The sequence below is a fragment of the Mycobacterium barrassiae genome, from assembly GCF_025822765.1.
GTDB lineage: Bacteria > Actinomycetota > Actinomycetes > Mycobacteriales > Mycobacteriaceae > Mycobacterium > Mycobacterium barrassiae.
Genome location: NZ_JACKUK010000017.1, coordinates 53,512 through 75,949, shown reverse-complemented (window position 1 = coordinate 75,949; position 22,438 = coordinate 53,512). Strand labels below are relative to the sequence as shown.

The window sequence follows — 22,438 nt, the reverse complement described above, 5'->3', positions numbered from 1 at the left end:
GCGGTCAGGCGCTGGCGGCCTCGTCCTCGGTGTCGGCGCAGGAGAACCGGCGTCGGTAGTCCGACGGCGTCACCCCGATGATCCGGCGGAAGTGGTGGCGCAGCAGGGTCGCCGTTCCGAAACCGGACCGTTCGGCGATGCGGTCGACGTCGAGGTCCGTCTCCTCCAGCAGGGTGCGCGCGTAGAGCACACGCTGATCGGTCACCCATTGCATCGGTGTGCGTCCGGTCTCCTCGACGAATCGGCGTGCGAACGTACGAGCCGACATATGCGCGCGCGCAGCCAAACTCGCAACGGTGTGCGGCTTGTCGAGGTTCGCCAGGATCCAATCCAGATGCGGCGCAAAGCGTTCCGAGCACCGCACCGGTATGGGCTGGTCGATGTACTGGCGTTGACCGCCGTCACGTTGTGGCGGCACCACCATCCGGCGCGCGATCTTGTTGGTGACCTCGCTGCCGAGTTCGCGACGGACCAGGTGCAGACACGCGTCGATGCCCGCCGCAGTGCCCGCGCTGGTGATCAGATTTCCGTCGTCGACAAACAGCACGTTGCGGTCGACCTTGGCGGTCGGATACTGGCGGGCCAACTCGTCGGCATGCATCCAGTGCGTGGTGCACGGCCGGCCGTCGAGCAGTCCGGCGGCGCCCGCGACGAAGGCTCCCGAGCACACCGTGAGGATGATCGACCCGGAGTCCGCGGCCTTCCGCACGGCCTCCAGCGCCTCGGGCAGGTAGTCCGAACCGCCGATGGCGGGGATCGCCACCAGGTCCGCGCCAACCAGGTCGTCGAGTCCGTGCTCAGGGATCAGTGTCGCGCCGACGGAAGTCCGCAACGGCTTGCCGGGTTCGGGCCCGCACACCTTGAAGTCGAAGTTCGGCACCCCGTCCGCGGACCTGTCGATTCCGAAGACCTCGCAGATGACGCCGAACTCGAAAATCGCTAGACCGTCCAGCACCAGCGCCGATACGCTCTTTATTGCCATGGCAGCATTTTATCGCAAGGTGTCCTTCCTGCCACTGTTGGCTGGATCTTTATCAGCGGAGCATTACTGCCATGACCACTGCACTCACTTTCCTGATCCTGATCTCCCCCGTTGTGGTGGCAACGGCCATCAGCTGGGCCGCCCACCGCAACGGCGCGCTACGACTGCGGCTCGACCAGTTCCGGCTGGCCGGACCCATGTCGGGGCGCTTCGACGACGACCGCGATGCCATCCGCGTCGACCACGACGCCGAAGCCGTCCGCACGCGGTTCGAACAGCAGCCGTTCTGGCCGGTCTCAGGCGCGCTGAGCGAGGGCCGCTAGGAACGACTCGACCGCGTCCTGGTAGGCCCGCGGCGCGTCGTCGTGGATGAGGTGACCGGCACCGGGCACGTGCAGATACGTGGTTCGGTAGCCGGTTTCCGCCATTTTGCGCATCTGCCCTTCGGGCGTGACGGAGTTGCCGGCCTCCATCAGCAGTGTGGGCACCCGCACTCGAGACCATTGCTCCCAGTAGTCGCGGGTGCCCCATTCCGCGGCGATCTCGATCCAGGTCTTGGTATGGCCGTGCAGTCGCCAGCCCGTCGCGGTGCGGTCGAACGCCTCGAGGAAATATTGCCCGGCGACCGGGCCGAACTCGTCGTAAACCCTTTGCGCCGAGTCGAATTCGACCGGCAACGCATGTAGCCAGGGTTCCCACGGACCGGTGGTGCGGCCGCGAAAGTCGGGGGCCATGTCTTCGACGACGAGCGCACGCACCAGCTCCGGCCGGCTGGCCGCCAGGCACCACGAGTGCAGCGCACCCATCGAGTGACCGACCATGACGGCCGGTGACTCCAGCGTCTCGACGGCCGCCCCGAGGTCCGCGACGAATCGTTCGGTGCTGATCGGATACGGATCGGCTACGTCGCGGCCCCGGTGCCAGGGTGCGTCGTAGGTGTACACCGCGCCGAGCCGGCTGAGCCACGGCAGCTGCCGCGACCACGTGCTGCCCCGGCCCATCAGACCGTGCACCAGCACCAGCGGCTCGCCCTGCCCGCCGCGGGCGGTCAGGCCGCTTTCTGCGGACAGTTGCATGCCGCAATAATGCCCTCGACGTTCAGGCCGTCGAACGGCCAGCGGGCTGTTCGGTAGCCTGAACCGCATGCCTGTGGTGAAGATCAACGCAATCGAAGTACCGCCCAACGCGGGTCCCGAGCTGGAGAAACGGTTCGCCCACCGCGCGCACGCCGTCGACAACCAGCCCGGATTCCTGGGCTTTCAACTGCTGCGCCCCGTCAAGGGCGAGGACCGCTACTTCGTGGTGACCCAGTGGGAGTCCGAAGAGGCGTTCCAGGCGTGGGCGTCGGGTCCCGCCATCGAGGCCCACAAGGGACAGTCAGCCAACCCCGTAGCCACCGGCGCATCGCTGCTGGAGTTCGAGGTTGTCCTGGACGTTGCGGGCCAGAAGGCGTAGCGCGCACCGCGCGACGCACCTACTGGTTGCCGTCGCGGCGGTGGTCGCGCTCGCCAGCGGCTGTACCAAAAGCGCCACTCCGGTCCCGGCGGCCGACGCCACATACGGCGTGCCGATCGAGATCAACACCCCGCAGGGCCTGCGCGCCAAGCAGACCCTGGACATGCTCAACTCCGAGTGGCCCATCGGTACGGTCGGCGTGCGCACGCTGGCGGCCCCCGAACAGGTCAACGGCGTCACGTCGGCAATGGGCAACCTGTGGCTGGACCGCCCGATCACGGTCGCGGGCATCGACATCGGGGCAGGCGAGGCCACACTGCATGTCCTGACGTCCTACGGCGTCGCGCAGGACATCGAACTTCGCACCAATGCCGAAGGTCTCGTCGACCGCTTCGAGGTGAGGCTGCAGGAGCCGGCGATCAAGACCTGGCACGACATCGAAACCGAGCTGGCGAAGACGGGTGCGCGGTATTCATACCAGGTGTCGAGGGTCGACGACGGTAACTGTTCAACCGTCGCGGGTGCGAACACCGAGCTCTCGCTACCGCTGGCGTCGATCTTCAAACTCTATGTGCTGCTTGCGGTTGCGGACGCGGTCAAGGCAGGCACCCTCGAGTGGGACGACCAGCTCACGATCACCGAGGAGGCGAAAGCCGTCGGATCGGCGCGCCTGGAGGAGCTTCCGCCCGGCGCCCACGTCTCGGTGCGCAAGGCGGCGCAGGAGATGATCTCCGCGAGCGACAACATGGCGACCGACCTGCTGATCGCACGGCTGGGCCCAGGCGCCGTCGAGCGCGCCCTGGTGACCGCGGGTCATCACGATCCGGCGAGCATGACGCCGTTCCCGACCATGCACGAGCTGTTCTCGATCGGCTGGGGCAAGCCGGACCTTCGCGAGCAGTGGAAGCATGCGACGCCGCAGGTGCGGGCGCAGCTGCTGCAGCAGACGAAATCCCGTCCGTACGAACCAGATCCAGTGCGCACCAACACCCCGGCATCGGAGTACGGCGCCGAGTGGTACGGCAGCGCCTCCGACATCTGCCGCGTGCACGCAGCGCTGCAGGCCGCGGCAGTCGACGAGGCCGGCCCGGTGCGCGACATACTTTCCGCGATCCCAGGGATCTCACTGGACGAGTCGAAGTGGTCCTATATCGGCGCGAAGGGCGGAAATCTGCCGGGCGACTTGACGTTCAGTTGGTATGCGATCGACCGCACCGGACAACCCTGGGTGGTCAGCTTCCAGTTGAACTGGCCGCGCTTTCGCAGTCAGACCGCTGCGGGCTGGCTGCTGTCGGTTGCGCAGCGGACCTTCGATCTGATCCCGGTGGCTTCCTAGCGGTTCGATCGCAGTGACCACGCGTGGCCACGGAAGTGCATCACCGTCCGGCTCACCGGCTCGATATCGATGCGCCAGAACGACTTCGGCGGTGCATCCAGCGCGATCACAATCGCGGCGCGGATCACCGCCGGATGCGTGACTGCGACCAGCCTGGCCCGGCGCGCCGTGAGCGAATCCATCCAGCCGCGCACCCGATCGATCAGATCGACCACGGACTCGCCACCATGCGGCGCGCGCGTCGGGTCCGTCAGCCAGATCGCCAACTCGGCGGAGTCCACCCCGCTGAGCACATCACCGCGCCAGCGGCCGCAGTCGAGGTCCGCCAGCCGGGTGTCGACGGCTGCGTGCAGACCGAGCAGTTCCGCGGTCTGTCGGGTGCGCTTCTCGGGTCCACAGTAGGCGCGCTCGGTGACCCCGAGTTCGATCGAGGCGTCGACCTGGCGGTGGCCGATCGAGTTCAGCGGCTCGTCGGTGGGGAAGCGTCCGGCCGCCATCGCATCGGTCATGGCATGCGATACGAGTGTCAGCCGGACGACCTCACTCACCAGGGCCTCACGCCGCGATGCGCTCCTGCCGCTTGTCGCCGAGCAGCTTCGCCGCCATCGCACCGAAAGCCAGGCCGATCGTCGCGTAGATGACGACCTGGTTCCCCAGTGCGAACAACCGGAAGTCGTAGAGGACATCCGCCGGGAAGCCCTCGTAGACGATGGTGCCCGCGTCGTCGAGCAGCGGTCCCGGCGTCTCGTCGATGGTCGGGAGCACCAGCATCACGACGGCTGTGGCCGCGATGTACGAACCCGCGGCCACCAGCCCCGCGTTCCACGCCCCGAGCCTGTCGCTGAGCCGCCTGCCGAGATACACCGCGCCGACCAACAGCGCCGCCGACAGCACCACCATCAACAGGTACAGCATCGTGCGCTGCCGGATCGTCTCGTCGAGGCTGAGCGCGGGCGGGCTGGGCGGGTACTTCAGCGCCGGAACGATGAAGAGGCTCAGCAGCATTCCGCCCGCGACGGACAGCGACAGCAGGCGCGCCGAGACCGCTCCGACCCTGCCGTAGGCCACTGCGAACACCACCGCGAACAGCGCGCCGATCGCGATGCTGAAGAGCAGTACGCCAAGGCCCATCCCGATGTTCATCTGGACGGCGCGGGTGAAACCTTCGAAGGCCCCGTCCCCGCCGTGATGATGGTCGGCCGCCGCCCCCGACAGCGCCTCACGCGCCGCACCGATGCCGTCCTCGTAATCGATGGCCTTCTCGATCGTCGGCTCGATGAAGATCCGGGAGAAGATGAATGAAAGCACTCCGGCAAGGGCGCCGGCCAGCAGGCCGCGCCAAATGATCTGCTTTTCCATGCCGGCGTCAGTGGCAGGGGAAGCCGAGCAGGTGCCTGGCGTCGTGCACGAACTCGTGCACCATGGTGTTGCTGCCGAACACCGATGTCGCGCCCTGATCCATCCCGATGAAGTACATGACCAACAGGGCGAAGAATGCGGTGAGCGTCAGCCAGACCGCCGCCTTGGTGGCGGAGAAGTCGATTGGGCGGGCCTGAGATGTCAGGGTCTTGCGGGCCTCTGGAGAGGTCATTGATCAGAATCCTTCCCGGGATTGCGCGTCCCAGCTTCAGGTGTTGACGACTGACGTCGGGTCTGACTTCACACAGTGGCGCGACCGTTCTGGATTCTCACCAGATTCCTTCGCCCGTCGATTACATCAGCATCCTAAGCAGACGGTCCAGCGTTCTGCGACCGGACCTTGAAGGCTGTCATGACAAAGGCCCCGAAACCGTGATGGTCTCGGGGCCTCCGCCGTTCAATTATCGGGCCGATTCTTTTACTCGACCGTGGTCGCTCCTGCGGCACCGGCCTGAGCGAGGTCCGGCTCTTCCACCGGGGCCGGCTTCTTGGCGCCGGTGAAGGTGAAGACCGCTTCCTCGCCCGCGCCCTCGCCGTCCCAGTTGTCGACGTCGACGGTGACGAGCTGACCGGGACCGACCTCCTCGAAGAGGATCTTCTCGGACAGCTGGTCCTCGATCTCGCGCTGGATGGTGCGCCGCAGCGGCCGCGCACCGAGCACGGGATCGAAACCGCGCTTGGCCAACAGGGCCTTGGCCTTGTCGGTCAGCACCATGTCCATGTCCTTGCCCTTGAGCTGCTTCTGGACGCGGCCGATCATCAGGTCGACCATCTGGATGATCTCGTCGCGAGTCAGCTGGTGGAAGACGATGATGTCATCGATGCGGTTGAGGAACTCCGGGCGGAAGTGCTTCTTCAGCTCGTCGTTGACCTTCTGCTTCATCCGCTCGTAGTTGTTCTCGCCGCCACCCTGGCTGAAGCCGAGGCCGACCGCCTTGCTGATGTCGGACGTGCCGAGGTTCGAGGTGAAGATCAGCACGGTGTTCTTGAAGTCGACCGTGCGACCCTGACCGTCGGTGAGACGACCGTCCTCGAGGACCTGCAACAGGCTGTTGTAGATCTCCTGATGCGCCTTCTCGATCTCGTCGAACAGGACCACCGAGAACGGCTTGCGCCGCACCTTCTCGGTGAGCTGGCCGCCCTCCTCGTAGCCGACGTACCCGGGCGGGGCACCGAACAGCCGCGATGCGGTGAAGCGGTCGTGGAACTCGCCCATGTCGATCTGGATCAGCGCGTCGTCGTCGCCGAACAGGAACTCCGCCAGCGCCTTGGACAGTTCGGTCTTACCGACGCCGGACGGGCCGGCGAAGATGAACGAACCCGAGGGCCGCTTGGGATCCTTCAGCCCGGCGCGGGTGCGCCGGATGGCCTTCGAGACGGCCTTGACGGCGTCCTCCTGGCCGATGATCCGCTTGTGCAGCTCATCCTCCATGCGCAGCAACCGCGTGGTCTCGGCCTCAGTGAGCTTGAACACCGGGATACCGGTCCAGTTGCCGAGCACCTCGGCGATCTGTTCATCGTCGACTTCGGCGACGACATCGAGATCGCCTGAGCGCCATTGCTTCTCGCGCTCAGCACGCTGAGCCACGAGCTGCTTCTCCTTGTCGCGGAGGCTGGCGGCCTTCTCGAAGTCCTGCGCGTCGATCGCGGATTCCTTCTCGCGGCGGGCCTCGGCGATCTTCTCGTCGAACTCGCGAAGGTCCGGCGGAGCCGTCATCCGGCGAATCCGCATCCGGGCGCCGGCCTCGTCGATCAGGTCGATCGCCTTGTCCGGCAGGAATCGGTCGTTGATGTAGCGGTCGGCCAGGGTGGCCGCGGCCACGATCGCGGGATCGGTGATCGAGACGCGGTGGTGCGCCTCGTAGCGATCGCGCAGTCCCTTGAGGATCTCGATGGTGTGCTCGACCGTCGGCTCGCCGACCTGCACCGGCTGGAACCGGCGCTCGAGGGCGGCGTCCTTCTCGATGTACTTGCGGTATTCGTCGAGGGTGGTGGCACCGATGGTCTGCAGCTCGCCACGAGCCAGCTTCGGCTTGAGGATGCTGGCGGCGTCGATGGCGCCCTCGGCGGCACCTGCGCCGACGAGCGTGTGCAGCTCGTCGATGAACAGGATGATGTCGCCGCGGGTGTTGATCTCCTTGAGCACCTTCTTCAGGCGTTCCTCGAAGTCACCGCGGTAGCGGCTGCCCGCCACCAGGGAGCCGAGGTCCAGCGTGTAGAGCTGCTTGTCCTTCAGCGTCTCGGGGACCTCGCCGTGCACGATGGCCTGCGCCAGACCCTCGACGACGGCCGTCTTGCCGACGCCGGGCTCGCCGATCAGCACCGGGTTGTTCTTGGTGCGCCGGCTCAGCACCTGCATGACGCGCTCGATTTCCTTCTCACGGCCGATGACCGGATCGAGCTTGCCCTCCATGGCGGCGGCGGTCAGGTTGCGACCGAACTGGTCGAGCACCAGCGACGTGGACGGGTTGCCCGCCTCGCCACCACGTCCGCCGGTGCCGGCCTCCGCGGTCTCCTTGCCCTGGTACCCGCTCAGCAGCTGGATCACCTGCTGACGCACGCGGGTCAACTCCGCGCCGAGCTTCACGAGCACCTGAGCGGCGACGCCCTCGCCCTCGCGAATCAGGCCGAGCAGAATGTGCTCGGTGCCGATGTAGTTGTGGCCGAGCTGCAGCGCCTCGCGCAGCGACAGTTCCAGCACCTTCTTGGCGCGCGGTGTGAAGGGGATGTGGCCGGACGGCGCCTGCTGGCCCTGGCCGATGATCTCCTCGACCTGGCTGCGAACGCCCTCGAGCGAGATGCCCAGCGACTCCAGCGACTTGGCGGCTACACCCTCGCCCTCGTGAATGAGTCCCAAGAGGATGTGCTCGGTTCCGATGTAGTTGTGGTTGAGCATCCGGGCCTCTTCCTGGGCCAGGACGACAACCCGACGCGCACGGTCGGTAAATCTCTCGAACATCGGTGGTTACCTGCTCTCCATCAATAGACTCGGCGCCTTGCACTTGTAGAAGTGCACGCACCTGCCATCCACTCTAATGGGCGACGGTCTTGGGTGCCCCGCCTCCCGGTCTGCTGTGAGCGGAAGTGTTCGGTTGGCGTACCCAGGCGCTCGTAGTTACCAACGTTCGAGCGGCAGGTTTGTTTCCGTCGTTTCGCTGGAGAGGGTTCGCGGCCCGCGAACGCTAGGTCGCGGCGTGGAATGCGTCGATGACGTCCGCAGGAATCCGCCCGCGGGTCGACACATTGTGGCCGTTGCGGCGGGCCCATTCGCGGATCGCGGCACTCTGCTCGCGGTCGATCGCCGCGCGTCCGCGTCCAGACCCTGCCGAGCGCCCGCGCCGGCGACCGCCGACCCGGCGTCCGGCCTCGACCCATTGCTTCAGGTCGCTACGCAGTTTTGCGGCATTCTTCGAAGAAAGGTCGATCTCGTAGGTCACGCCGTCGAGGCCGAATTCGACGGTCTCATCCGCGGCACCTTCGCCGTCGAAATCATCGACCAACGTGACGGTCACTTTCTTCGCCATTACCCCACCACGCCCTTCTCGGCAACACCCTGGTTCATTGAATAACTTTAGTCCCCCGCATCAATCTGCCATATTGGGACAAAGCATTCAACAAGATCAGAAATTTGGCTGATCAGTTGCTATGCCGACGAACAATCGGGAACAAAACTGTCTCGCGAATCGAGAGTCCCGTCAAAGCCATCAACAATCTATCGATACCCATTCCGGTCCCTGTCGAGGGTGGCATCGCATACTCCAGGGCCGCGAGGAAGTCCTCGTCCAGCTGCATCGCCTCGTCGTCACCGGCGGCCGCGGCGCGCGCCTGGGCTTCGAACCGCTCGCGTTGCACGACGGGGTCGATGAGCTCCGAATAGCCGGTGGCCAGTTCGACACGTCGAATGTATAGGTCCCACTTCTCGGTTACGCCTTCGATGCTGCGGTGTGCCCGTGTGAGCGGCGTGGTTTCGACCGGGAAGTCCCTGACGAAGGTCGGTGCCCACAGTTTCCTGCCGACGGTGTGCTCCCACAGTTCCTCGACCAGTTTCCCGTGCCCGTAGCCGCGGTCTCGTGGGATCTCCACCTCCAGCCGATCGGCGATCGCCCATAAGTACTCGGCCGTCGTTTCGGGGGTGATCTCCTCCCCAAGCGCTTCCGACAGCGATGAATACATTTGAATTGATTCCCATTCACCATCGAGGTCGTACACGCTCCCATCAGGCAATGGCACCTGCCTGGTGCCGATCGCCTCGTCAGCGACCTCCTGAATTAACTCGCGGGTGACGATGGCGGAATCGTCATACGTTCCATATGCCTGATAAGTCTCGAGCATTGCGAATTCCGGAGAATGCGTCCAATCCGCGCCTTCGTTTCGGAACACGCGATTCAACTCGAAGACACGCTCGAAACCACCTACTAGGCAGCGTTTCAGGAAAAGTTCCGGGGCGATACGAAGGTAGAGATCGGCATCGAGGGCATTGGAATGCGTCACGAACGGTCTGGCCGCCGCCCCGCCGGCCAGCGTCTGCAGCATCGGCGTCTCGACCTCCAGGAACCCGCGCCGCTCCAGCGCCGAACGCACGGCGCGCACCACGGCGACCCGCTGGCGCGCGATGGTCCTGGCCTCCGGGCGCACAATGAGATCCACGTAACGCTGCCGCACGCGGGACTCTTCGCTCATCTCCTTGTGAGCGACCGGAAGCGGCCGCAATGCCTTGGACGCGATCTGCCACGAATCGGCCAGCACGGACAATTCCCCGCGCCGCGAACTGATCACCTCGCCGTGGACAAAGACAATGTCGCCGAGATCGACGTCGGACTTCCACGAGTCCAGCGATTCCTGACCGACCCGGTCCAGGCTGATCATCACCTGCAGTTGCGTGCCGTCGCCCTCTTGCAGTGTCGCGAAACACAATTTCCCCGAATTGCGCGCGAACATCACGCGGCCGGCTATTCCGACAATGAGCCCGGTTTGTTCGTTCGGCTCGAGATCGGGATAGGTCTGGCGAATCTCGGCCAGGGTGTGCGTCCTGGCGACTTCGACCGGATACGGATCGCGCCCCTGCTCCAGCAGACGCTCCCGCTTGCCCTGGCGGATTCGGTACTGCTCAGGGATATCAGTTTCGGGCGGGTCAGGTGCGGTCACGACTGGCCAGCTTAAATCAACTCGTGGCCACCCCCATCAACGCAGCGGCGGTCGACGCTCTCGCCGAGAAGCCACTCGACTGGCGCTTGAAGGCTCTGCCTGCGACGTGGTGGGGCCGTACCCCCGCTGACGTGTGCGCGGCATCACCCCGGCTGCTGGACGACGGCGCTGTGGGCCCGGTGTGCGTACTGCGCGCGGACGCATTGGCTCACAATCTCGCCGCCATGGCGCAGTGGTGCCAAGAGCACGGGGTCGAGCTGGCGCCGCACGGTAAGACGCATATGTCCCCTCAGCTGCTGGCACGGCAGCTCGAGGCGGGCGCGTGCGCGGTCACGGTTGCCACCGTCAGCCAGGCCCGCATCTTCCGTGCGTTCGGTGTGACCGACGTCGTGCTGGCCAACGAGCTGGTCGACGAGGCGGGGTTGCGCTGGCTGGCCGCCGAACTCGACGCGCATCCGGACTTCGCGCTGGTGTGCTGGGCCGACTCGGTGCGCGGCGTGGAGCTGATGACCGCGGCGCTGACGTCGGCGGGTGCTGTGCGGCCGGTGGACGTGTGCGTCGAGGTGGGCATGACTGGCGGTCGTACGGGCTGTCGAGGGTTGGACGCCGTCGACGAAGTCGCCCGCGCGGTCGTCGCATCGCCGCGGCTGCGGCTGGTCGGCGTGGCGGGCTACGAGGCGGCGCTCGGTCACGACGTCACCGCCGAGGCCGTGGCCGCCGTCAGGTCGTATCTGGCCGATATCCGCGCCGCGGTGCTACGGCTGGCGGCGATCTTCGAAACCGACGACGTGATCGCGACGGCGGGCGGCAGCACGTATTTCGATGTGGTCGCCGACGAGCTCACCGGATGGCCTGCGGGGCTGCGCGTGCAGACGGTGCTGCGCAGCGGGTGTTACCTGACGCACGACGACGGCCTCTACCGACGCACGTCGCCGTTGCGGGACGGGCTGCGGCCGGCGATGAGCGTGTGGGCGCAGGTCGTATCGCGTCCGGAGCCGGACCTCGCGGTGCTGACGATGGGGCGCCGCGACGTCTCCTTCGATCAGGACCTGCCTCTCCCCGACGGTCTTCCGACCGCACGCGTCGTCAAGCTCAACGACCAGCATGCGTACCTACGGCTGGGCGACGAGCCGGTGGAGGTCGGCGACTGGCTGGAGTTCGGGATCAGTCACCCGTGCACGGTGTTCGACAAGTGGCCGATGATCCCGGTGCTCGACGGGGATGGCCGCGTCGTCGACCTGATCCGCACGTTTTTCTAGTGATTTCGGCGTGCTCAGTCTCGCTGAGCGTGACCCAGCACGCCGAAATCGCTGAATTAGCGGGCCTGCTTGAGGCGGCCGCGCTGGCTGTCGCGGTTGCGCTCGAACACCAACCGCAGGCCGTCGAGGGTCAGATGCCGGTCGTAGTGCTCGACGGTGTGCAGATCCGGAAGCACCAGCGGCGCGCCGTGTCCGGTGGCGACGACGGTGATGTCGTCCCCGCCGAAGCCGTCGACGTCCTCACGGATGCGGTTCACCAAACCGTCGACCAGACCGGCGAATCCGAACACCGCACCGGCCTGCATGCACTCCACGGTGTTCTTGCCGATGACCGACCGCGGCCGGGTCAGCTCGACGCGGCGCAACGCCGCCGACCGCGCGGCTGCCGCGTCGGAGGACACCTGCACACCGGGAGCGATTGCGCCGCCGAGGAATTCACCCTTGGCCGAAACCACGTCGACACAGATCGAGGAGCCGAAGTCGACGACGATCGCCGCGGTGCCGTACTTGTGGTAGGCGGCGAGGCAGTTGACGATTCGGTCTGCGCCGACCTCCTTGGGGTTGTCGACCAGCAGGGGGATGCCGGTGCGCACGCCGGGCTCGATAAGCACGTGCGGCACCGACGGCCAGTACTGCTCGAGCATCAGCCGCACCTCGTGCAGCACCGACGGCACCGTCGACAGTCCGGCGGCTCCGGTCAGCCGTTCGGCGTCGTCGCCGATGAGGCCGTCAATGGTCAGCGCCAGCTCGTCGGCGGTGACTTCGGATTCGGTGCGAATCCGCCAGTGGTGCACGACCTTTGCGTGATCACCCGAACCCGACACCAGTCCGACGACGGTGTGGGTGTTACGAACGTCGATTGCGAGCAGCATGAATCACCGCGGCGACATCAGCTCGGCCGCATCCGCGGGCACATGCGCGGGATCGTGACCGAGGTCGATCTGCTTGTTGTCGGCGTCGACGAACACCACTCGCGGCTGGTGCCTGCGCGCCTCGGCGTCGTCCATCGAACCGTAGGCGATCAGGATAACCAGATCGCCGGGATGCACCAGATGCGCTGCCGCACCGTTGATCCCGATGACTCCGCTGCCGCGTTCGCCGGTGATTGCATAAGTCACAAGTCGCGCACCGTTGTCGATGTCCACGATCGTGACCTGCTCGCCCTCGAGCAGATCGGCAGCGTCCATCAGATCGGCGTCGATGGTCACCGAGCCGACGTAGTGCAGATCGGCCTGAGTCACCCTCGCACGGTGGATCTTCGACTTGAGCATGGTCCGTAACATCAGTTCCTCCAAGGTAGTTCGTGCTCGTCATACTCGACATGGGGCCCTGGTCCGGATGGCACTCCGATGTCGATGGCGATGTTGTCCAGCAGTCGGGTTCCCCCGAGCCGCGCGGCGACGAGCATGCGCGCAGCGCCCTCGGAGGGTGCGGGCCCCAGCATCGGGTCGCGCACCTCCAGGTAGTCCACATCGATGGCCGAAACCTCGTCGAGCACCGCGCGGGCGGCGTCCAGCGCGGCGGCCGGACCCTCACCCGCCGCGTACATTCCCGCGAGCAGCGCCGCCGACAGCGCCCCGGCCTGTTCACGTTCGACGTCGTCGAGGTAGCGGTTGCGCGACGACATCGCCAGGCCGTCGGCTTCGCGGACGATCGGCACTCCGACGATCTGCGTGTCGATGTCGAGGTCGGCGACCATCTGCCGGATCAGCGTCAACTGCTGGTAGTCCTTCTCGCCGAAGAACGCGCGGTCGGGGTGGACGATGTTCAGCAGTTTGAGTACGACGGTGAGCACACCGGCGAAATGCGTTGGCCGCGAAGCTCCTTCGAGCTCTTCACCAAGGGCGCCCGGATGTACCGACGTGCGTGTGCCCTGCGGGTACATGTCGGCGACGGTCGGGGTGAAGGCGATCTCGACCCGTTCTTCCCGCAGCGCGGCGAGGTCCTCCTCGAGGGTGCGCGGATATGCGTCGAGGTCTTCGTTGACGCCGAACTGCAACGGGTTCACGAAGATCGACACCACCACGACCGCGCCCTGGACCCGTTTGGCCGACCGGATCAGCGTCAGATGACCCTCGTGCAAGGCACCCATCGTCGGCACCAGCATCACCCTGCGACCCGTCGCACGAAGCGCTCTCGCGACGTTCGAGACGTCCCGCGGGGCGGAGTAGACGTTCAGCTCGCCCGCATTGAACTGAGGCTTGGCGGCGGTGATCATCGTGCCGCCTCGGTGAGCACCGCGAACACCTCGTCGGGAGCGTGCGCACGTTGGGCGGTACGCAACGAGTTCGTCCGATATGCCTGTGCGAGTTGAGGATCGACCTCGGTCAGCGCTTCCAGGTGCCGTGCGATCGCGTCGGCGTCACCGCGGGCGACCGGACCGGTCAGCGCGCTCTGACCGCGCACGAGCGCGTTCTCCAGCGACGCCCGCGCCAGCGGACCGATGACCCGTTCGGCGATGCCTCCCGGTGCGTCGCCGACGATCTCCTGTCCGAGCAGTTCCTGACCCCACAGCGCGGAACGCAGCGCCTCGACCGCGTCGAGCAGCACGGTGACGACGTGGTTGCTCGCATGCGCCAGGGCAGCGTGATACAGCGTCCTCGCGTCTTCGCGGATGCGGAACGGTTCGCCGCCGATCTCCAGCACCAGCGACTGTGCGATCGCGTATCCGACTTCGTCGGCCGCCGTGACCCCGAAGCAGGTTTCGGACAGGCGGTCGATGTCCTCGTCGCCGCCGGTGAAGGTCATGGCGGGGTGAATCGCCAGCGGTATGCACCCCTGTTCGGTCAGCGGCGCCAGCACCCCGATGCCGTTGGCCCCCGAGGTGTGCGCCATGATCGTCCCCGGACGTACCGCGCCGGTGGCCGCGAGCCCCGAGACCAGTGCGGGCAGCGCGGCGTCGGGCACGGCCAGCAGAAGCAGTTCGGCGCGGCCTGCGACCTCGTCAACCGGTAGCACCGCGGTGTCGGGCAGGCGGCGCTGCGCACGCTCGCGCGACGCATGCGAGATGGCGCTGCACGCGACGACGACGTGTTCGGCGCGCTCCAATGCCACACCGAGCGCAGTACCCACGCGACCAGCGGAAACGATGCCGATCGTGAGCCGCGCCGGGCGGAATCCGTCAGAGGGGGTCCCCATCGAAACCACGCAGACGACCTCGCTGAATGTCGAAAGTTTCTTCGTTCCGGTCCTGCAATGCGGGTACCGGACGGTCACCGAAGCCTAGCTCACTCTTCGCGACGGCGACGACGCCCGCCCCCGGAGGGGGTGGCCTGCAGCCGCGCCAGGAGCTCGGCCACCGTCTGTCCACCGCTGCCCTCGTCGTCGGCACTGCGGTGTCGTGACCTGGGCGGCTCCTCGGGCGGTTCAGGCTCCGCGTGAGGCGGTGGCTGGGCCGATTCGGTGGCCAGGGTCGGCGGCGGGGTGGGTCTGCCCGGATCGACGACCTCGGGGCCCACCGAATGCCTGCCGCGGCGGGGTGGCTCGGGCGGCGGTGTCGACATCGCCGGTTGTGGATGGTCCTCCGGTGCGGGGGCGCGTCGCCTGCCGACGTACTCCTCGGCGGATCCGTTGTCGGTGGGCTTTTCCGCGGGCGCCACCCAGTTGCTGCCCGGTGCGCCCGCTGGAATCCAGCGGCCCTCGGCCGGCGCGGGCTGCCAGTCGGAAACCGGGGCGGGCTCCGGTGCCGGCGGAGGCGCGGGCTCAGGCGCCGGCGGAGGCGCCGGCTCGGGCGCCTTCGGGGGTTCTTGCCCTGGCGGCCAGGAGAATTGGGTGGTCCGCTCGTTGTCGGTGGGCGGCGGGACCGGCGGCGTGGACACATAGTGCGCGGCTTCCCGTTCCGCCTCGCCCGCCCTGCGGTGCGCACCTCCCGCGCTGGCCGGCGGCACCCACTCGTACTCGGGCGGATGCGGTTCCTCCGGCACGTCGATGATCGGGCTTTCGTCTGTGTGGAAGTCGGTGTCGACGTGATCTTCGGTGTCGATGCGGCTGGCGGTGACCCGGCCTGCGGGTTCGGGGGTGGGCGCCCAACCGTCGTAGGATCGGGCGGCGTCCCGGTCGGTTTCCAGCGCAGGCCGGTGCGAGAGGTCGGCGTCGAACAGGATCTCCAGGTTGGCGCGCAGCGCGGCGAGTTCGGCCCGCAGGCCGGCCACCTCGTCGGCCGCCTGGGCGCGCAGTTCGGACACCAGTTCGCGACGCAGTTGCGTCTCCACCGACAGCTCGTACTCGCGGCGCGCGGAGATCTCGCGATCCAACTGGAGGTCGTAGACCAGTTTCAGGTCGCGCACCTTCGCCTGGTCGATGTCGCTCTGTCTGCGATAGATGACCGATACGAACGCCGCCACCACAGCCGCCCAGAGCGCAAGGATGACGGCGAGTTTCAGCAACTCGACCCGATTGGTGAACACAAGGGCAGAACTGGATCCGATTGCGAGTACCAGCAACACCGTCAGCAGCACCCAACCGGGCCGACGCGCACTGCGCCGAGGCCTGGCGCTGCGGGTCGGTTCGGTCATGGGGCGACTGTACCCGTCACTGGTCACTCCGCGTGTCGTCCTAGGCGGCGATTCGGCCGCGCGACGGTCGAACCAGTTACTCCGTTGCGCCGTCAGGGTTGTCGGGCGGTTCCGGCGGAGACTTGCAGCAATGCTGGAGCCATAACGCGGCGACGACGAGCGCCAGCGCGCACGCGGCGGCCACCACGACGCCGGGGGTGTCTTCGCCCGCGACACGCAACGTCGAGCGCCGCGGCAAGAGGTAGCCGAGCACGCCGAGCCACCAGCCGAGCACCAGCGCCCCGACCCACGCCGAGGCCTTGGCGATCAACACGGATCTGGCGACGGCGAGCGGATGCAGCCAGCCGGGGCCGTCACCGATCTGCCCGTCGTTGATCTTGGACCGCACGTAGAAGGCCCAGCCCGCCTCCACGATGGCGACCGCCAACAGCGACACCCCCGACAGCAGCGTGATGGGCGGAAAGTAGCGGTACAGCACCACCACGAGCAGGTAGCCCACGACAGCGGCAAGGAGGGTCGCGGCGGCGAGGTCGCGTTTGCGGGTCGGACCCATCAGCGCAGCACCGAGTCGGTCAACCGGACGCCGTCGCGCTCGGCAGGATCGAGTTCGGCGAGCAGCTTCTCGACGGAGCGCCGCTCACCGGCGACGGTCAGGACCGCAGCGGGATCGACGGCGAGCCACGGCACGAGTACGAATGCGCGCTCATGGGCCCGCGGATGCGGCAACGTCAGCTCTTCGTCGCCGGAGGTGACCTCGCGACCGTCCTCGCTGCACATGACGAGGTCGACGTCGAGGGTGCGCGGACCCCACCGCTGTTCGCGCACCCGGTCGGCCGCCCGCTCCAGCTCCTGCGCTCGGCGCAGCCATCCACGAGCATCGAGGGCGGGGTCGTCGGCGAGCAGCACGGCGTTGAGGAACGCGCCCTGCTCGACGCCACCCCACGGATCGGTCTCGTACACCGGCGACACCGCGCGTACGGCACCACCGAGGCCGTCGACGACAGACTGCAGTCGCGCCAGCCGATCGCCGAGGTTCGACCCGATGGACAGCACCACGCTCGTCACGGGTTGCCCCGTCCGCCTCGCCGCGACCGACGCGCCACCACCGAGACGTCGCTGAAGCTCAGCGGTATCGGCGCGGACGGTTTGTGCACCACCACCTCGACGGCGTGCACGCGTTCATCGGACATGACGTCGTCGGCGATCTCACCGGCCACAGTCTCGATCAGGTTGCGCGGCGGACCCGCAACGATGTCGGCGGCGCGCAGCGCCAGTGTGCCGTAGTCGAGGGTGTCGGCAAGGTCGTCGCTCGCCGCCGCGACGTCGAGGTCGAGCCACACCGTGATGTCGACGACGAAGTCCTGCCCGTCGCGCCGCTCGTGCTCGAACACACCGTGGTGACCGCGAACGGTCAACCCGCGCAACTCGATTCGATCAGTCATGCTCAACCGGTCCAGGCCCCGAGCACCTTGAGCGCATCGACCGACGCCCGCACGTCGTGCACCCGGACCCCCCACGCGCCGTGCAAGCCGGCGAGCGCGGAGATCACCGCGGTCGCGGTCTCCCTGCCGTCGGGCGGGCGCGGTTCACCGTCCGCATCCGCGAGCAGCGAGCCGAGGAAGCGTTTACGGGATGCGCCGACCAGTACGGGGATTCCGGTGCCGACGAACTCGGGCAGCGCCCGCAACAGCGCCCAGTTGTGCTCCGCTGTCTTGGCGAAACCCAGGCCCGGGTCGACGATCACGTTCGCCGGATCAACGCCTGCGGCCACCGCGCTGTCGACACTCTCCATGAGTTCGTCGCGGACTTCGGCGACCACGTCGCGGTAGGCGGGCACGTCGTGCGGGCGGGCCGCACCGACTGAGCGCCAGTGCATCAGCACCCACGGCACCTTGGCGTCCGCGAGCAGCGGGGCCATCGCCGGATCGGCACGACCACCGGAGACGTCGTTGACGATCCGTGCGCCGCTTTCCAGTGCGGCCTGCGCGACCGCGGCGTGCATCGTATCGATGCTCACCGTAAGCCCTTGTCCGGCAAGCTCTTTGATCACCGGAACCACTCGCGAAGTCTCCACCTGCGGGTCGATACGCGTCGCGCCGGGCCGTGTCGACTCCCCGCCGACGTCGATGATCGCCGCTCCTTCGGCGGCCAGCGCGAGACCGTGGGCGACGGCACGGTCGCGGTCGAGGAAAAGCCCACCGTCGGAGAAGGAGTCGTCGGTGACGTTCACAACCCCCATGACCTGCACGCTGGGTGGGCTCACTTGCGCAGGATGAGGTCCAGTGCTTCCGACCTGGATGCGTTGTCGGTCTTGAACTGTCCACGCACCGCCGACGTCGTCGTCACCGCACCGGGTTTGCGGACGCCGCGCATTGACATGCAGAGGTGCTCGGCCTCGACCACGACGATGACGCCGCGCGGATTGAGCTTGCGCATCAACGCATCTGCGATCTGCGCGGTCAGCCGTTCCTGCACCTGCGGCCGTTTGGCGTACAGATCCACCAGCCGCGCGATCTTCGAGAGACCGGTGACCCGGCCGTCCTCGCCGGGGATGTAGCCGACGTGTGCCACCCCGTGGAATGACACGAGGTGGTGTTCGCACGTCGAGTACATCGGGATCTGTTTGACCAACACCAGTTCGTCGTGCTGCTCGTCGAAGGTGGTGTTGAGCACCGTGTCCGGGTCGGTGTACAGACCGGCGAACAACTCCCGGTACGCGCGCGCCACCCGGGCGGGCGTGTCTTCGAGACCGTGGCGATCGGGGTCCTCCCCCACCGCGATCAGCAGCTCGCGCACGGCGGCTTCCGCGCGCGCCTGGTCGAACTCCACCGGTTGGAATTTCACAGAGTTGTTCTGCGACTGCGTCATTGAAGCCTCCTGTGAGCCTGCACGCCAATCAGCCGTGCGGGTTCTGCCGGCCGTTCTCCTGCCCCGAATCGTCGTTCGGGCCGGGCTGGCCACCCTGCTGTGGATGACCGGGCTGCGGGTAGGGCTGATATGGCGGGTAGGGGTTCTGCCAGCCGGGGTTCTGCGGCGGCGGATACCAGTAACCGTGCGGCTGTTGCTGATGAGGCTGCGGTTGCTGCGCCTGTGGCTGCGGCGGCCAACCCGGCGCATGCCATCCTGCGGGCGCACCGTAGTCCGGCTGGGTGGGTGCAGGGGCCCCAGTTCCGTTGGAGCCGTTGCCGTTTGCGCCACCGTGCTTGGCCGCCTCGGCCAGCCGGGTGGCCTCCGCTGCCTTGCTGGCCTGCGCGATGGCCGTCTTGAATGCGGGTTCGGGCACCGGCTTGGGCCACGGCTCTCCGCGTTCGATCGCGAGCTCGCCGGGGGTCTTGATCGGCGGCTTGTCCGAGGGGACACGGCCACCGAAGTCATCGAACATCGTCAGCCGCGGCCGCTTCTTGACGTCCTCGAAGATCGCCTGCAGCTCGGCGCGGTGCAGTGTCTCCTTCTCCAGCAGTTCGCCTGCCAGGACGTCGAGCACGTCGCGGTACTCGGTGAGGATCTCCCAGGCCTCGGTGTGCGCGGCCTCGATGAGCTTGCGGACCTCGTCGTCGATGATCTGCGCGACCTCGTGGCTGTAATCGGCCTGCGTGCCCATCGTGCGGCCGAGGAACGGGTCGCCGTGTTCGGTGCCGTAACGGACGGCGCCCAGCTTGGAGCTCATGCCGTACTCGGTGACCATCGCGCGGGCGATCTTGGTGGCCTGTTCGATGTCGGACACCGCGCCGGTGGTCGGCTCGCGGAACACCAGTTCCTCCGCGGCGCGGCCACCCATCGCGAACACCAGCCGCGCGATCATCTCCGATCGCGTCATCAGGCCCTTGTCGTCCTCGGGCACCGCGACCGCGTGGCCACCGGTGCGGCCACGGGCCAGGATCGTCACCTTGTAGATCGGCTCGATGTCGGGCATCGCCCATGCCGCCAGCGTGTGTCCGCCTTCGTGATAGGCGGTGATCTTCTTCTCCTGCTCGCTGATGATGCGGCCCTTGCGTCGCGGCCCGCCGACGACGCGGTCGACCGCCTCCTCGAGCGCCGGGCCGGTGATGACCGTGCCGTTCTCGCGGGCGGTCAGCAGCGCGGCCTCGTTGATGACGTTGGCCAGGTCCGCACCCGACATGCCGACGGTCCGCTTGGCCAGCCCGTCGAGGTCGGCGTCGCCGGCCATCGGCTTGCCCTGCGAATGCACCTTCAGCACGGCCTTACGACCCGCGAGATCGGGGTTGGACACCGGGATCTGGCGGTCGAAACGGCCCGGCCGCAGGAGCGCGGGGTCGAGGATGTCGGGCCGGTTGGTGGCCGCGATCAGGATGACGCCCTGGCGGTCGCCGAAGCCGTCCATCTCGACCAGCAGCTGGTTCAGCGTCTGCTCGCGCTCGTCGTGACCACCGCCGAGGCCGGCGCCGCGCTGGCGGCCGACCGCGTCGATCTCGTCGACGAAGATGATGCACGGGCTGTTCTGCTTTGCCTGCTCGAACAGGTCGCGCACGCGGGAGGCGCCGACGCCGACGAACATCTCGACGAAGTCGGAGCCGGAGATGGTGAAGAACGGCACGCCCGCCTCACCGGCGACGGCGCGGGCCAGCAGCGTCTTACCGGTGCCGGGCGGTCCGTAGAGCAGCACACCCTTGGGGATCTTGGCGCCCAGGGCCTGGTAGCGAGACGGGTTCTGCAGGAAGTCCTTGATCTCGTAGAGCTCCTCGACCGCCTCGTCGACGCCTGCGACGTCGGCGAACGTGGTCTTGGGCATGTCCTTGGATAGCTGCTTGGCTTTCGACTTGCCGAAGCCGAAGCCCATCCGCCCACCGGTCTGCATGCGGGAGAACATCACGAACAGGCCGACGAGGAGCAGCAGCGGCAGCAGGTAGATGAGCAGCGAGCCCAGCATGCTGCCCTGGTTCACGACGGTGTTGATCTTGGCGTTCTTGGCGCTCAGCGCGTCGAACAGCTGCACGGCGTACCCGGTGGGGTACTTCGTGATGATCTTGTCGCTGTCCTCGGTGTCGCTGTTGCCGTCCTTCAGCTCCAAGCGAAGCTGCTGCTCACGGTCGTCGATCTGCGCGCTCTTGACGTTGTCGTTCTTGATCTGAGCCATCGCCACCGAGGTGTCGACGGGCTTGAATCCGCGAGTGTCGTCGCTGAAGTAGTAGAACGACCACCCCAGCAACAGCACCACCGCAATCACGGTGAGCGTGCGGATCACATTCTTGCGATTCATACGTGAGTCCGGTTCATCAAATGTCCGTCGTCGACTTCCTGTTGAGCGCAGTCAGAAACCTCAAGGCTACCGCTAGACCAACGAACTAAGGTTCCCGCCCAGCCAGCAGATCTCCCCGATGGCGTGCACCGATCGCGCAGTCGACGCTGGATAGGCTCGTGCTGTGCTCACGACGACCGTGCGGCTGGTTGAGACGAACGGGGTGGCTCTTCGGGTCATCGAGGCCGGCGACCGCGATGCACCGCTGGTGGTGCTGGCCCACGGCTTCCCCGAACTGGCCTACTCGTGGCGCCACCAGATCCCGGTGCTGGCGGAGGCCGGCTACCACGTGCTGGCCCCCGATCAGCGCGGGTACGGCGGTTCCAGCCGGCCCGCTGCCGTCGAGGACTACGACATCCACGCGCTGACCGGCGACCTCGTGGGCCTGCTCGACTCGGAAGTCGGCGCCGGCGTCGAGCAGGCGGTGTTCATCGGCCACGACTGGGGCGCGATGGTCGTATGGCACACCACGCTGCTGCACCCCGACCGGGTCCGCGCAGCCGCCGGGCTCAGCGTGCCACCGATCCCGCGGGCCAGGTCCCGTCCCACCGAGCGTTGGCGGGAGAAGTTCGGCGAGGACTTCTACATGCTGCGGTTCCAGGAACCTGGGGTCGCCGACGCCGAGATGGCCGCCGATGTGGCCGTCACGATGCGGGGAATGTTCGCCGGTCTGCTCGAGGGAGACGCGCCGCTGCCCGACTGGATCGGCTCCGACGAGTTCGACCACTACGTCGCAGAGTTCGGCAGGACCGGCTTCACCGGCGCCCTGAACTGGTACCGCAATTACGACCGCAACTGGGAGACGACGCCACACCTGGCCGGTGCGCAGACCACGGTGCCCGCGCTGTTCGTCGGAGGTACGGCCGATCCGGTGGGCCCGACGATGAATCCCGCCCGCGCGCGTGAGGTCGTCGCGGGGCCGTACACCGAAACGTGGATCGACGGTGCCGGGCACTGGGTCCAGCAGGAGCGGCCCGAGGAGGTCAACCGAATCCTGTTGGCGTTCCTGCGCGAAGTGGAGACCCGAGCCTAGCCCGACGCGCACTGCACGATCTTGATGCTGGCTGACGG

General features: G+C 67.1%; 24 protein-coding genes and 1 riboswitch. Of the genes, 5 read left to right on the top strand and 19 right to left on the bottom strand.

Going from position 1 to position 22,438, the window contains the following annotated elements; translation table 11 throughout:
* Nucleotides 1-4: 4 nt before the first annotated feature.
* Complete coding sequence (locus tag H7J93_RS09490; protein ID WP_267306033.1) at nt 5-982, bottom strand: helix-turn-helix domain-containing protein; 978 nt, start codon at nt 980-982, stop codon at nt 5-7.
* A gap of 71 nt (nt 983-1,053) precedes the next feature.
* Between H7J93_RS09490 and H7J93_RS09485 the strand changes: the two genes are divergently transcribed.
* Complete coding sequence (locus H7J93_RS09485; RefSeq protein ID WP_267306032.1) at nt 1,054-1,305, top strand: hypothetical protein; 252 nt, start codon at nt 1,054-1,056, stop codon at nt 1,303-1,305.
* Here the strand turns inward: H7J93_RS09485 and H7J93_RS09480 are convergent.
* Nucleotides 1,279-2,058, bottom strand: coding sequence for an alpha/beta fold hydrolase (locus tag H7J93_RS09480; protein ID WP_267306031.1), 780 nt, complete (start codon nt 2,056-2,058; stop codon nt 1,279-1,281). The genes H7J93_RS09485 and H7J93_RS09480 overlap by 27 nt on opposite strands.
* A gap of 67 nt (nt 2,059-2,125) precedes the next feature.
* Here H7J93_RS09480 and mhuD point away from each other — a divergent pair, with 67 nt between their 5' ends.
* Together mhuD and H7J93_RS09470 are read left to right on the top strand one after the other, a co-directional pair.
* Entirely contained in the window at nt 2,126-2,437 is a 312-nt protein-coding gene (mhuD, locus tag H7J93_RS09475; protein ID WP_267306030.1) for a mycobilin-forming heme oxygenase MhuD, read from the top strand.
* Nucleotides 2,418-3,773, top strand: a complete 1,356-nt coding sequence (locus tag H7J93_RS09470) for a serine hydrolase (protein ID WP_267306029.1) — start codon at nt 2,418-2,420, stop codon at nt 3,771-3,773. Before mhuD ends, H7J93_RS09470 begins: the two co-directional genes overlap by 20 nt.
* Here H7J93_RS09470 and H7J93_RS09465 read toward each other — a convergent pair.
* From H7J93_RS09465 to lysS, 6 genes are all read right to left on the bottom strand, one after another.
* Nucleotides 3,770-4,321: a histidine phosphatase family protein gene (locus H7J93_RS09465; protein WP_267306028.1), complete on the bottom strand. Its 552-nt coding sequence runs from the start codon at nt 4,319-4,321 to the stop codon at nt 3,770-3,772. The genes H7J93_RS09470 and H7J93_RS09465 overlap by 4 nt on opposite strands.
* A 7-nt stretch (nt 4,322-4,328) precedes the next feature.
* A complete protein-coding gene (locus H7J93_RS09460) occupies nt 4,329-5,132 on the bottom strand; it encodes a CbtA family protein (protein WP_267306027.1) in 804 nt (267 codons plus the stop codon).
* Between the two features lie 7 nt (nt 5,133-5,139).
* Nucleotides 5,140-5,364, bottom strand: a complete 225-nt coding sequence (locus tag H7J93_RS09455; RefSeq protein WP_267306026.1) for a CbtB domain-containing protein — start codon at nt 5,362-5,364, stop codon at nt 5,140-5,142.
* Nucleotides 5,365-5,371: 7 nt separating this feature from the next.
* Nucleotides 5,372-5,497, bottom strand: a riboswitch (adenosylcobalamin (AdoCbl) riboswitch).
* 113 nt (nt 5,498-5,610) lie between these two features.
* The gene (gene clpC1, locus H7J93_RS09450) at nt 5,611-8,151 is read right to left on the bottom strand and encodes an ATP-dependent protease ATP-binding subunit ClpC (RefSeq protein WP_267306025.1); all 2,541 of its coding nucleotides are present in this window, start codon (nt 8,149-8,151) and stop codon (nt 5,611-5,613) included.
* Nucleotides 8,152-8,374: 223 nt separating this feature from the next.
* Nucleotides 8,375-8,716: a histone-like nucleoid-structuring protein Lsr2 gene (lsr2, locus tag H7J93_RS09445; RefSeq protein WP_267306024.1), complete on the bottom strand. Its 342-nt coding sequence runs from the start codon at nt 8,714-8,716 to the stop codon at nt 8,375-8,377.
* Nucleotides 8,717-8,828: 112 nt separating this feature from the next.
* Nucleotides 8,829-10,337, bottom strand: a complete 1,509-nt coding sequence (gene lysS / locus H7J93_RS09440; protein ID WP_267306023.1) for a lysine--tRNA ligase — start codon at nt 10,335-10,337, stop codon at nt 8,829-8,831.
* Nucleotides 10,338-10,360: 23 nt separating this feature from the next.
* Here lysS and H7J93_RS09435 point away from each other — a divergent pair, with 23 nt between their 5' ends.
* On the top strand, nt 10,361-11,596 hold the full coding sequence (locus tag H7J93_RS09435) for an alanine racemase (protein ID WP_267306022.1): 1,236 nt from the start codon (nt 10,361-10,363) through the stop codon (nt 11,594-11,596).
* Nucleotides 11,597-11,652: 56 nt separating this feature from the next.
* On the opposite strand, the gene H7J93_RS09430 is transcribed toward H7J93_RS09435, so the two are convergent.
* The 11 genes from H7J93_RS09430 to ftsH all read right to left on the bottom strand — a co-directional run bounded on the left by H7J93_RS09430 (nt 11,653) and on the right by ftsH (nt 21,328).
* A complete protein-coding gene (locus H7J93_RS09430) occupies nt 11,653-12,468 on the bottom strand; it encodes a type III pantothenate kinase (protein WP_267306021.1) in 816 nt (271 codons plus the stop codon).
* Nucleotides 12,469-12,471: 3 nt separating this feature from the next.
* Nucleotides 12,472-12,879 carry an aspartate 1-decarboxylase gene (panD, locus tag H7J93_RS09425; protein WP_267306020.1) on the bottom strand — a complete coding sequence of 136 codons (408 nt, stop codon included), beginning with the start codon at nt 12,877-12,879 and terminating at the stop codon, nt 12,472-12,474.
* The gene (panC, locus tag H7J93_RS09420; RefSeq protein WP_276021680.1) at nt 12,879-13,814 is read right to left on the bottom strand and encodes a pantoate--beta-alanine ligase; all 936 of its coding nucleotides are present in this window, start codon (nt 13,812-13,814) and stop codon (nt 12,879-12,881) included. The genes panD and panC overlap by 1 nt, the downstream gene beginning before the upstream one ends.
* The gene (locus H7J93_RS09415) at nt 13,811-14,734 is read right to left on the bottom strand and encodes a Rossmann-like and DUF2520 domain-containing protein (RefSeq protein ID WP_267306019.1); all 924 of its coding nucleotides are present in this window, start codon (nt 14,732-14,734) and stop codon (nt 13,811-13,813) included. The genes panC and H7J93_RS09415 overlap by 4 nt, the downstream gene beginning before the upstream one ends.
* Before the next feature lie 89 nt (nt 14,735-14,823).
* Entirely contained in the window at nt 14,824-16,110 is a 1,287-nt protein-coding gene (locus H7J93_RS09410) for a DUF6779 domain-containing protein (RefSeq protein ID WP_267306018.1), read from the bottom strand.
* 76 nt (nt 16,111-16,186) lie between these two features.
* Entirely contained in the window at nt 16,187-16,663 is a 477-nt protein-coding gene (locus H7J93_RS09405; protein WP_267306017.1) for a DUF3180 domain-containing protein, read from the bottom strand.
* Nucleotides 16,663-17,175 carry a 2-amino-4-hydroxy-6-hydroxymethyldihydropteridine diphosphokinase gene (gene folK, locus H7J93_RS09400; protein WP_267306016.1) on the bottom strand — a complete coding sequence of 171 codons (513 nt, stop codon included), beginning with the start codon at nt 17,173-17,175 and terminating at the stop codon, nt 16,663-16,665. Before folK ends, H7J93_RS09405 begins: the two co-directional genes overlap by 1 nt.
* Nucleotides 17,172-17,552 (bottom strand): dihydroneopterin aldolase, encoded by a 381-nt coding sequence (folB, locus tag H7J93_RS09395; protein ID WP_267306015.1) that lies wholly within the window; start codon nt 17,550-17,552, stop codon nt 17,172-17,174. The genes folK and folB overlap by 4 nt, the downstream gene beginning before the upstream one ends.
* Before the next feature lie 2 nt (nt 17,553-17,554).
* A complete protein-coding gene (gene folP, locus H7J93_RS09390; protein WP_267306014.1) occupies nt 17,555-18,373 on the bottom strand; it encodes a dihydropteroate synthase in 819 nt (272 codons plus the stop codon).
* A complete protein-coding gene (gene folE / locus H7J93_RS09385; protein ID WP_267306013.1) occupies nt 18,370-18,978 on the bottom strand; it encodes a GTP cyclohydrolase I FolE in 609 nt (202 codons plus the stop codon). The genes folP and folE overlap by 4 nt, the downstream gene beginning before the upstream one ends.
* A gap of 28 nt (nt 18,979-19,006) precedes the next feature.
* A complete protein-coding gene (ftsH, locus tag H7J93_RS09380) occupies nt 19,007-21,328 on the bottom strand; it encodes an ATP-dependent zinc metalloprotease FtsH (protein ID WP_267306012.1) in 2,322 nt (773 codons plus the stop codon).
* A 163-nt stretch (nt 21,329-21,491) separates the two neighbouring features.
* Between ftsH and H7J93_RS09375 the strand changes: the two genes are divergently transcribed.
* Nucleotides 21,492-22,400: an alpha/beta fold hydrolase gene (locus H7J93_RS09375; RefSeq protein ID WP_308204912.1), complete on the top strand. Its 909-nt coding sequence runs from the start codon at nt 21,492-21,494 to the stop codon at nt 22,398-22,400.
* Nucleotides 22,401-22,438 lie beyond the last annotated feature (38 nt).

Excerpts from the sequence above, each read along its gene's own strand:
- H7J93_RS09490 (WP_267306033.1), bottom strand. The coding sequence starts at position 982 with ATGGCAATAAAGAGCGTATCGGCGCTGGTGCTGGACGGTCTAGCGATT.
- H7J93_RS09485 (WP_267306032.1), top strand. The coding sequence starts at position 1,054 with ATGACCACTGCACTCACTTTCCTGATCCTGATCTCCCCCGTTGTGGTG.
- H7J93_RS09480 (WP_267306031.1), bottom strand. The coding sequence starts at position 2,058 with ATGCAACTGTCCGCAGAAAGCGGCCTGACCGCCCGCGGCGGGCAGGGC.
- mhuD (WP_267306030.1), top strand. The coding sequence starts at position 2,126 with ATGCCTGTGGTGAAGATCAACGCAATCGAAGTACCGCCCAACGCGGGT.
- H7J93_RS09460 (WP_267306027.1), bottom strand. The coding sequence starts at position 5,132 with ATGGAAAAGCAGATCATTTGGCGCGGCCTGCTGGCCGGCGCCCTTGCC.
- H7J93_RS09455 (WP_267306026.1), bottom strand. The coding sequence starts at position 5,364 with ATGACCTCTCCAGAGGCCCGCAAGACCCTGACATCTCAGGCCCGCCCA.
- clpC1 (WP_267306025.1), bottom strand. The coding sequence starts at position 8,151 with ATGTTCGAGAGATTTACCGACCGTGCGCGTCGGGTTGTCGTCCTGGCC.
- lsr2 (WP_267306024.1), bottom strand. The coding sequence starts at position 8,716 with ATGGCGAAGAAAGTGACCGTCACGTTGGTCGATGATTTCGACGGCGAA.
- H7J93_RS09430 (WP_267306021.1), bottom strand. The coding sequence starts at position 12,468 with ATGCTGCTCGCAATCGACGTTCGTAACACCCACACCGTCGTCGGACTG.
- panD (WP_267306020.1), bottom strand. The coding sequence starts at position 12,879 with ATGTTACGGACCATGCTCAAGTCGAAGATCCACCGTGCGAGGGTGACT.
- panC (WP_276021680.1), bottom strand. The coding sequence starts at position 13,814 with ATGATCACCGCCGCCAAGCCTCAGTTCAATGCGGGCGAGCTGAACGTC.
- H7J93_RS09415 (WP_267306019.1), bottom strand. The coding sequence starts at position 14,734 with ATGGGGACCCCCTCTGACGGATTCCGCCCGGCGCGGCTCACGATCGGC.
- H7J93_RS09410 (WP_267306018.1), bottom strand. The coding sequence starts at position 16,110 with ATGACCGAACCGACCCGCAGCGCCAGGCCTCGGCGCAGTGCGCGTCGG.
- H7J93_RS09405 (WP_267306017.1), bottom strand. The coding sequence starts at position 16,663 with ATGGGTCCGACCCGCAAACGCGACCTCGCCGCCGCGACCCTCCTTGCC.
- folB (WP_267306015.1), bottom strand. The coding sequence starts at position 17,552 with ATGACTGATCGAATCGAGTTGCGCGGGTTGACCGTTCGCGGTCACCAC.
- folE (WP_267306013.1), bottom strand. The coding sequence starts at position 18,978 with ATGACGCAGTCGCAGAACAACTCTGTGAAATTCCAACCGGTGGAGTTC.
- ftsH (WP_267306012.1), bottom strand. The coding sequence starts at position 21,328 with ATGAATCGCAAGAATGTGATCCGCACGCTCACCGTGATTGCGGTGGTG.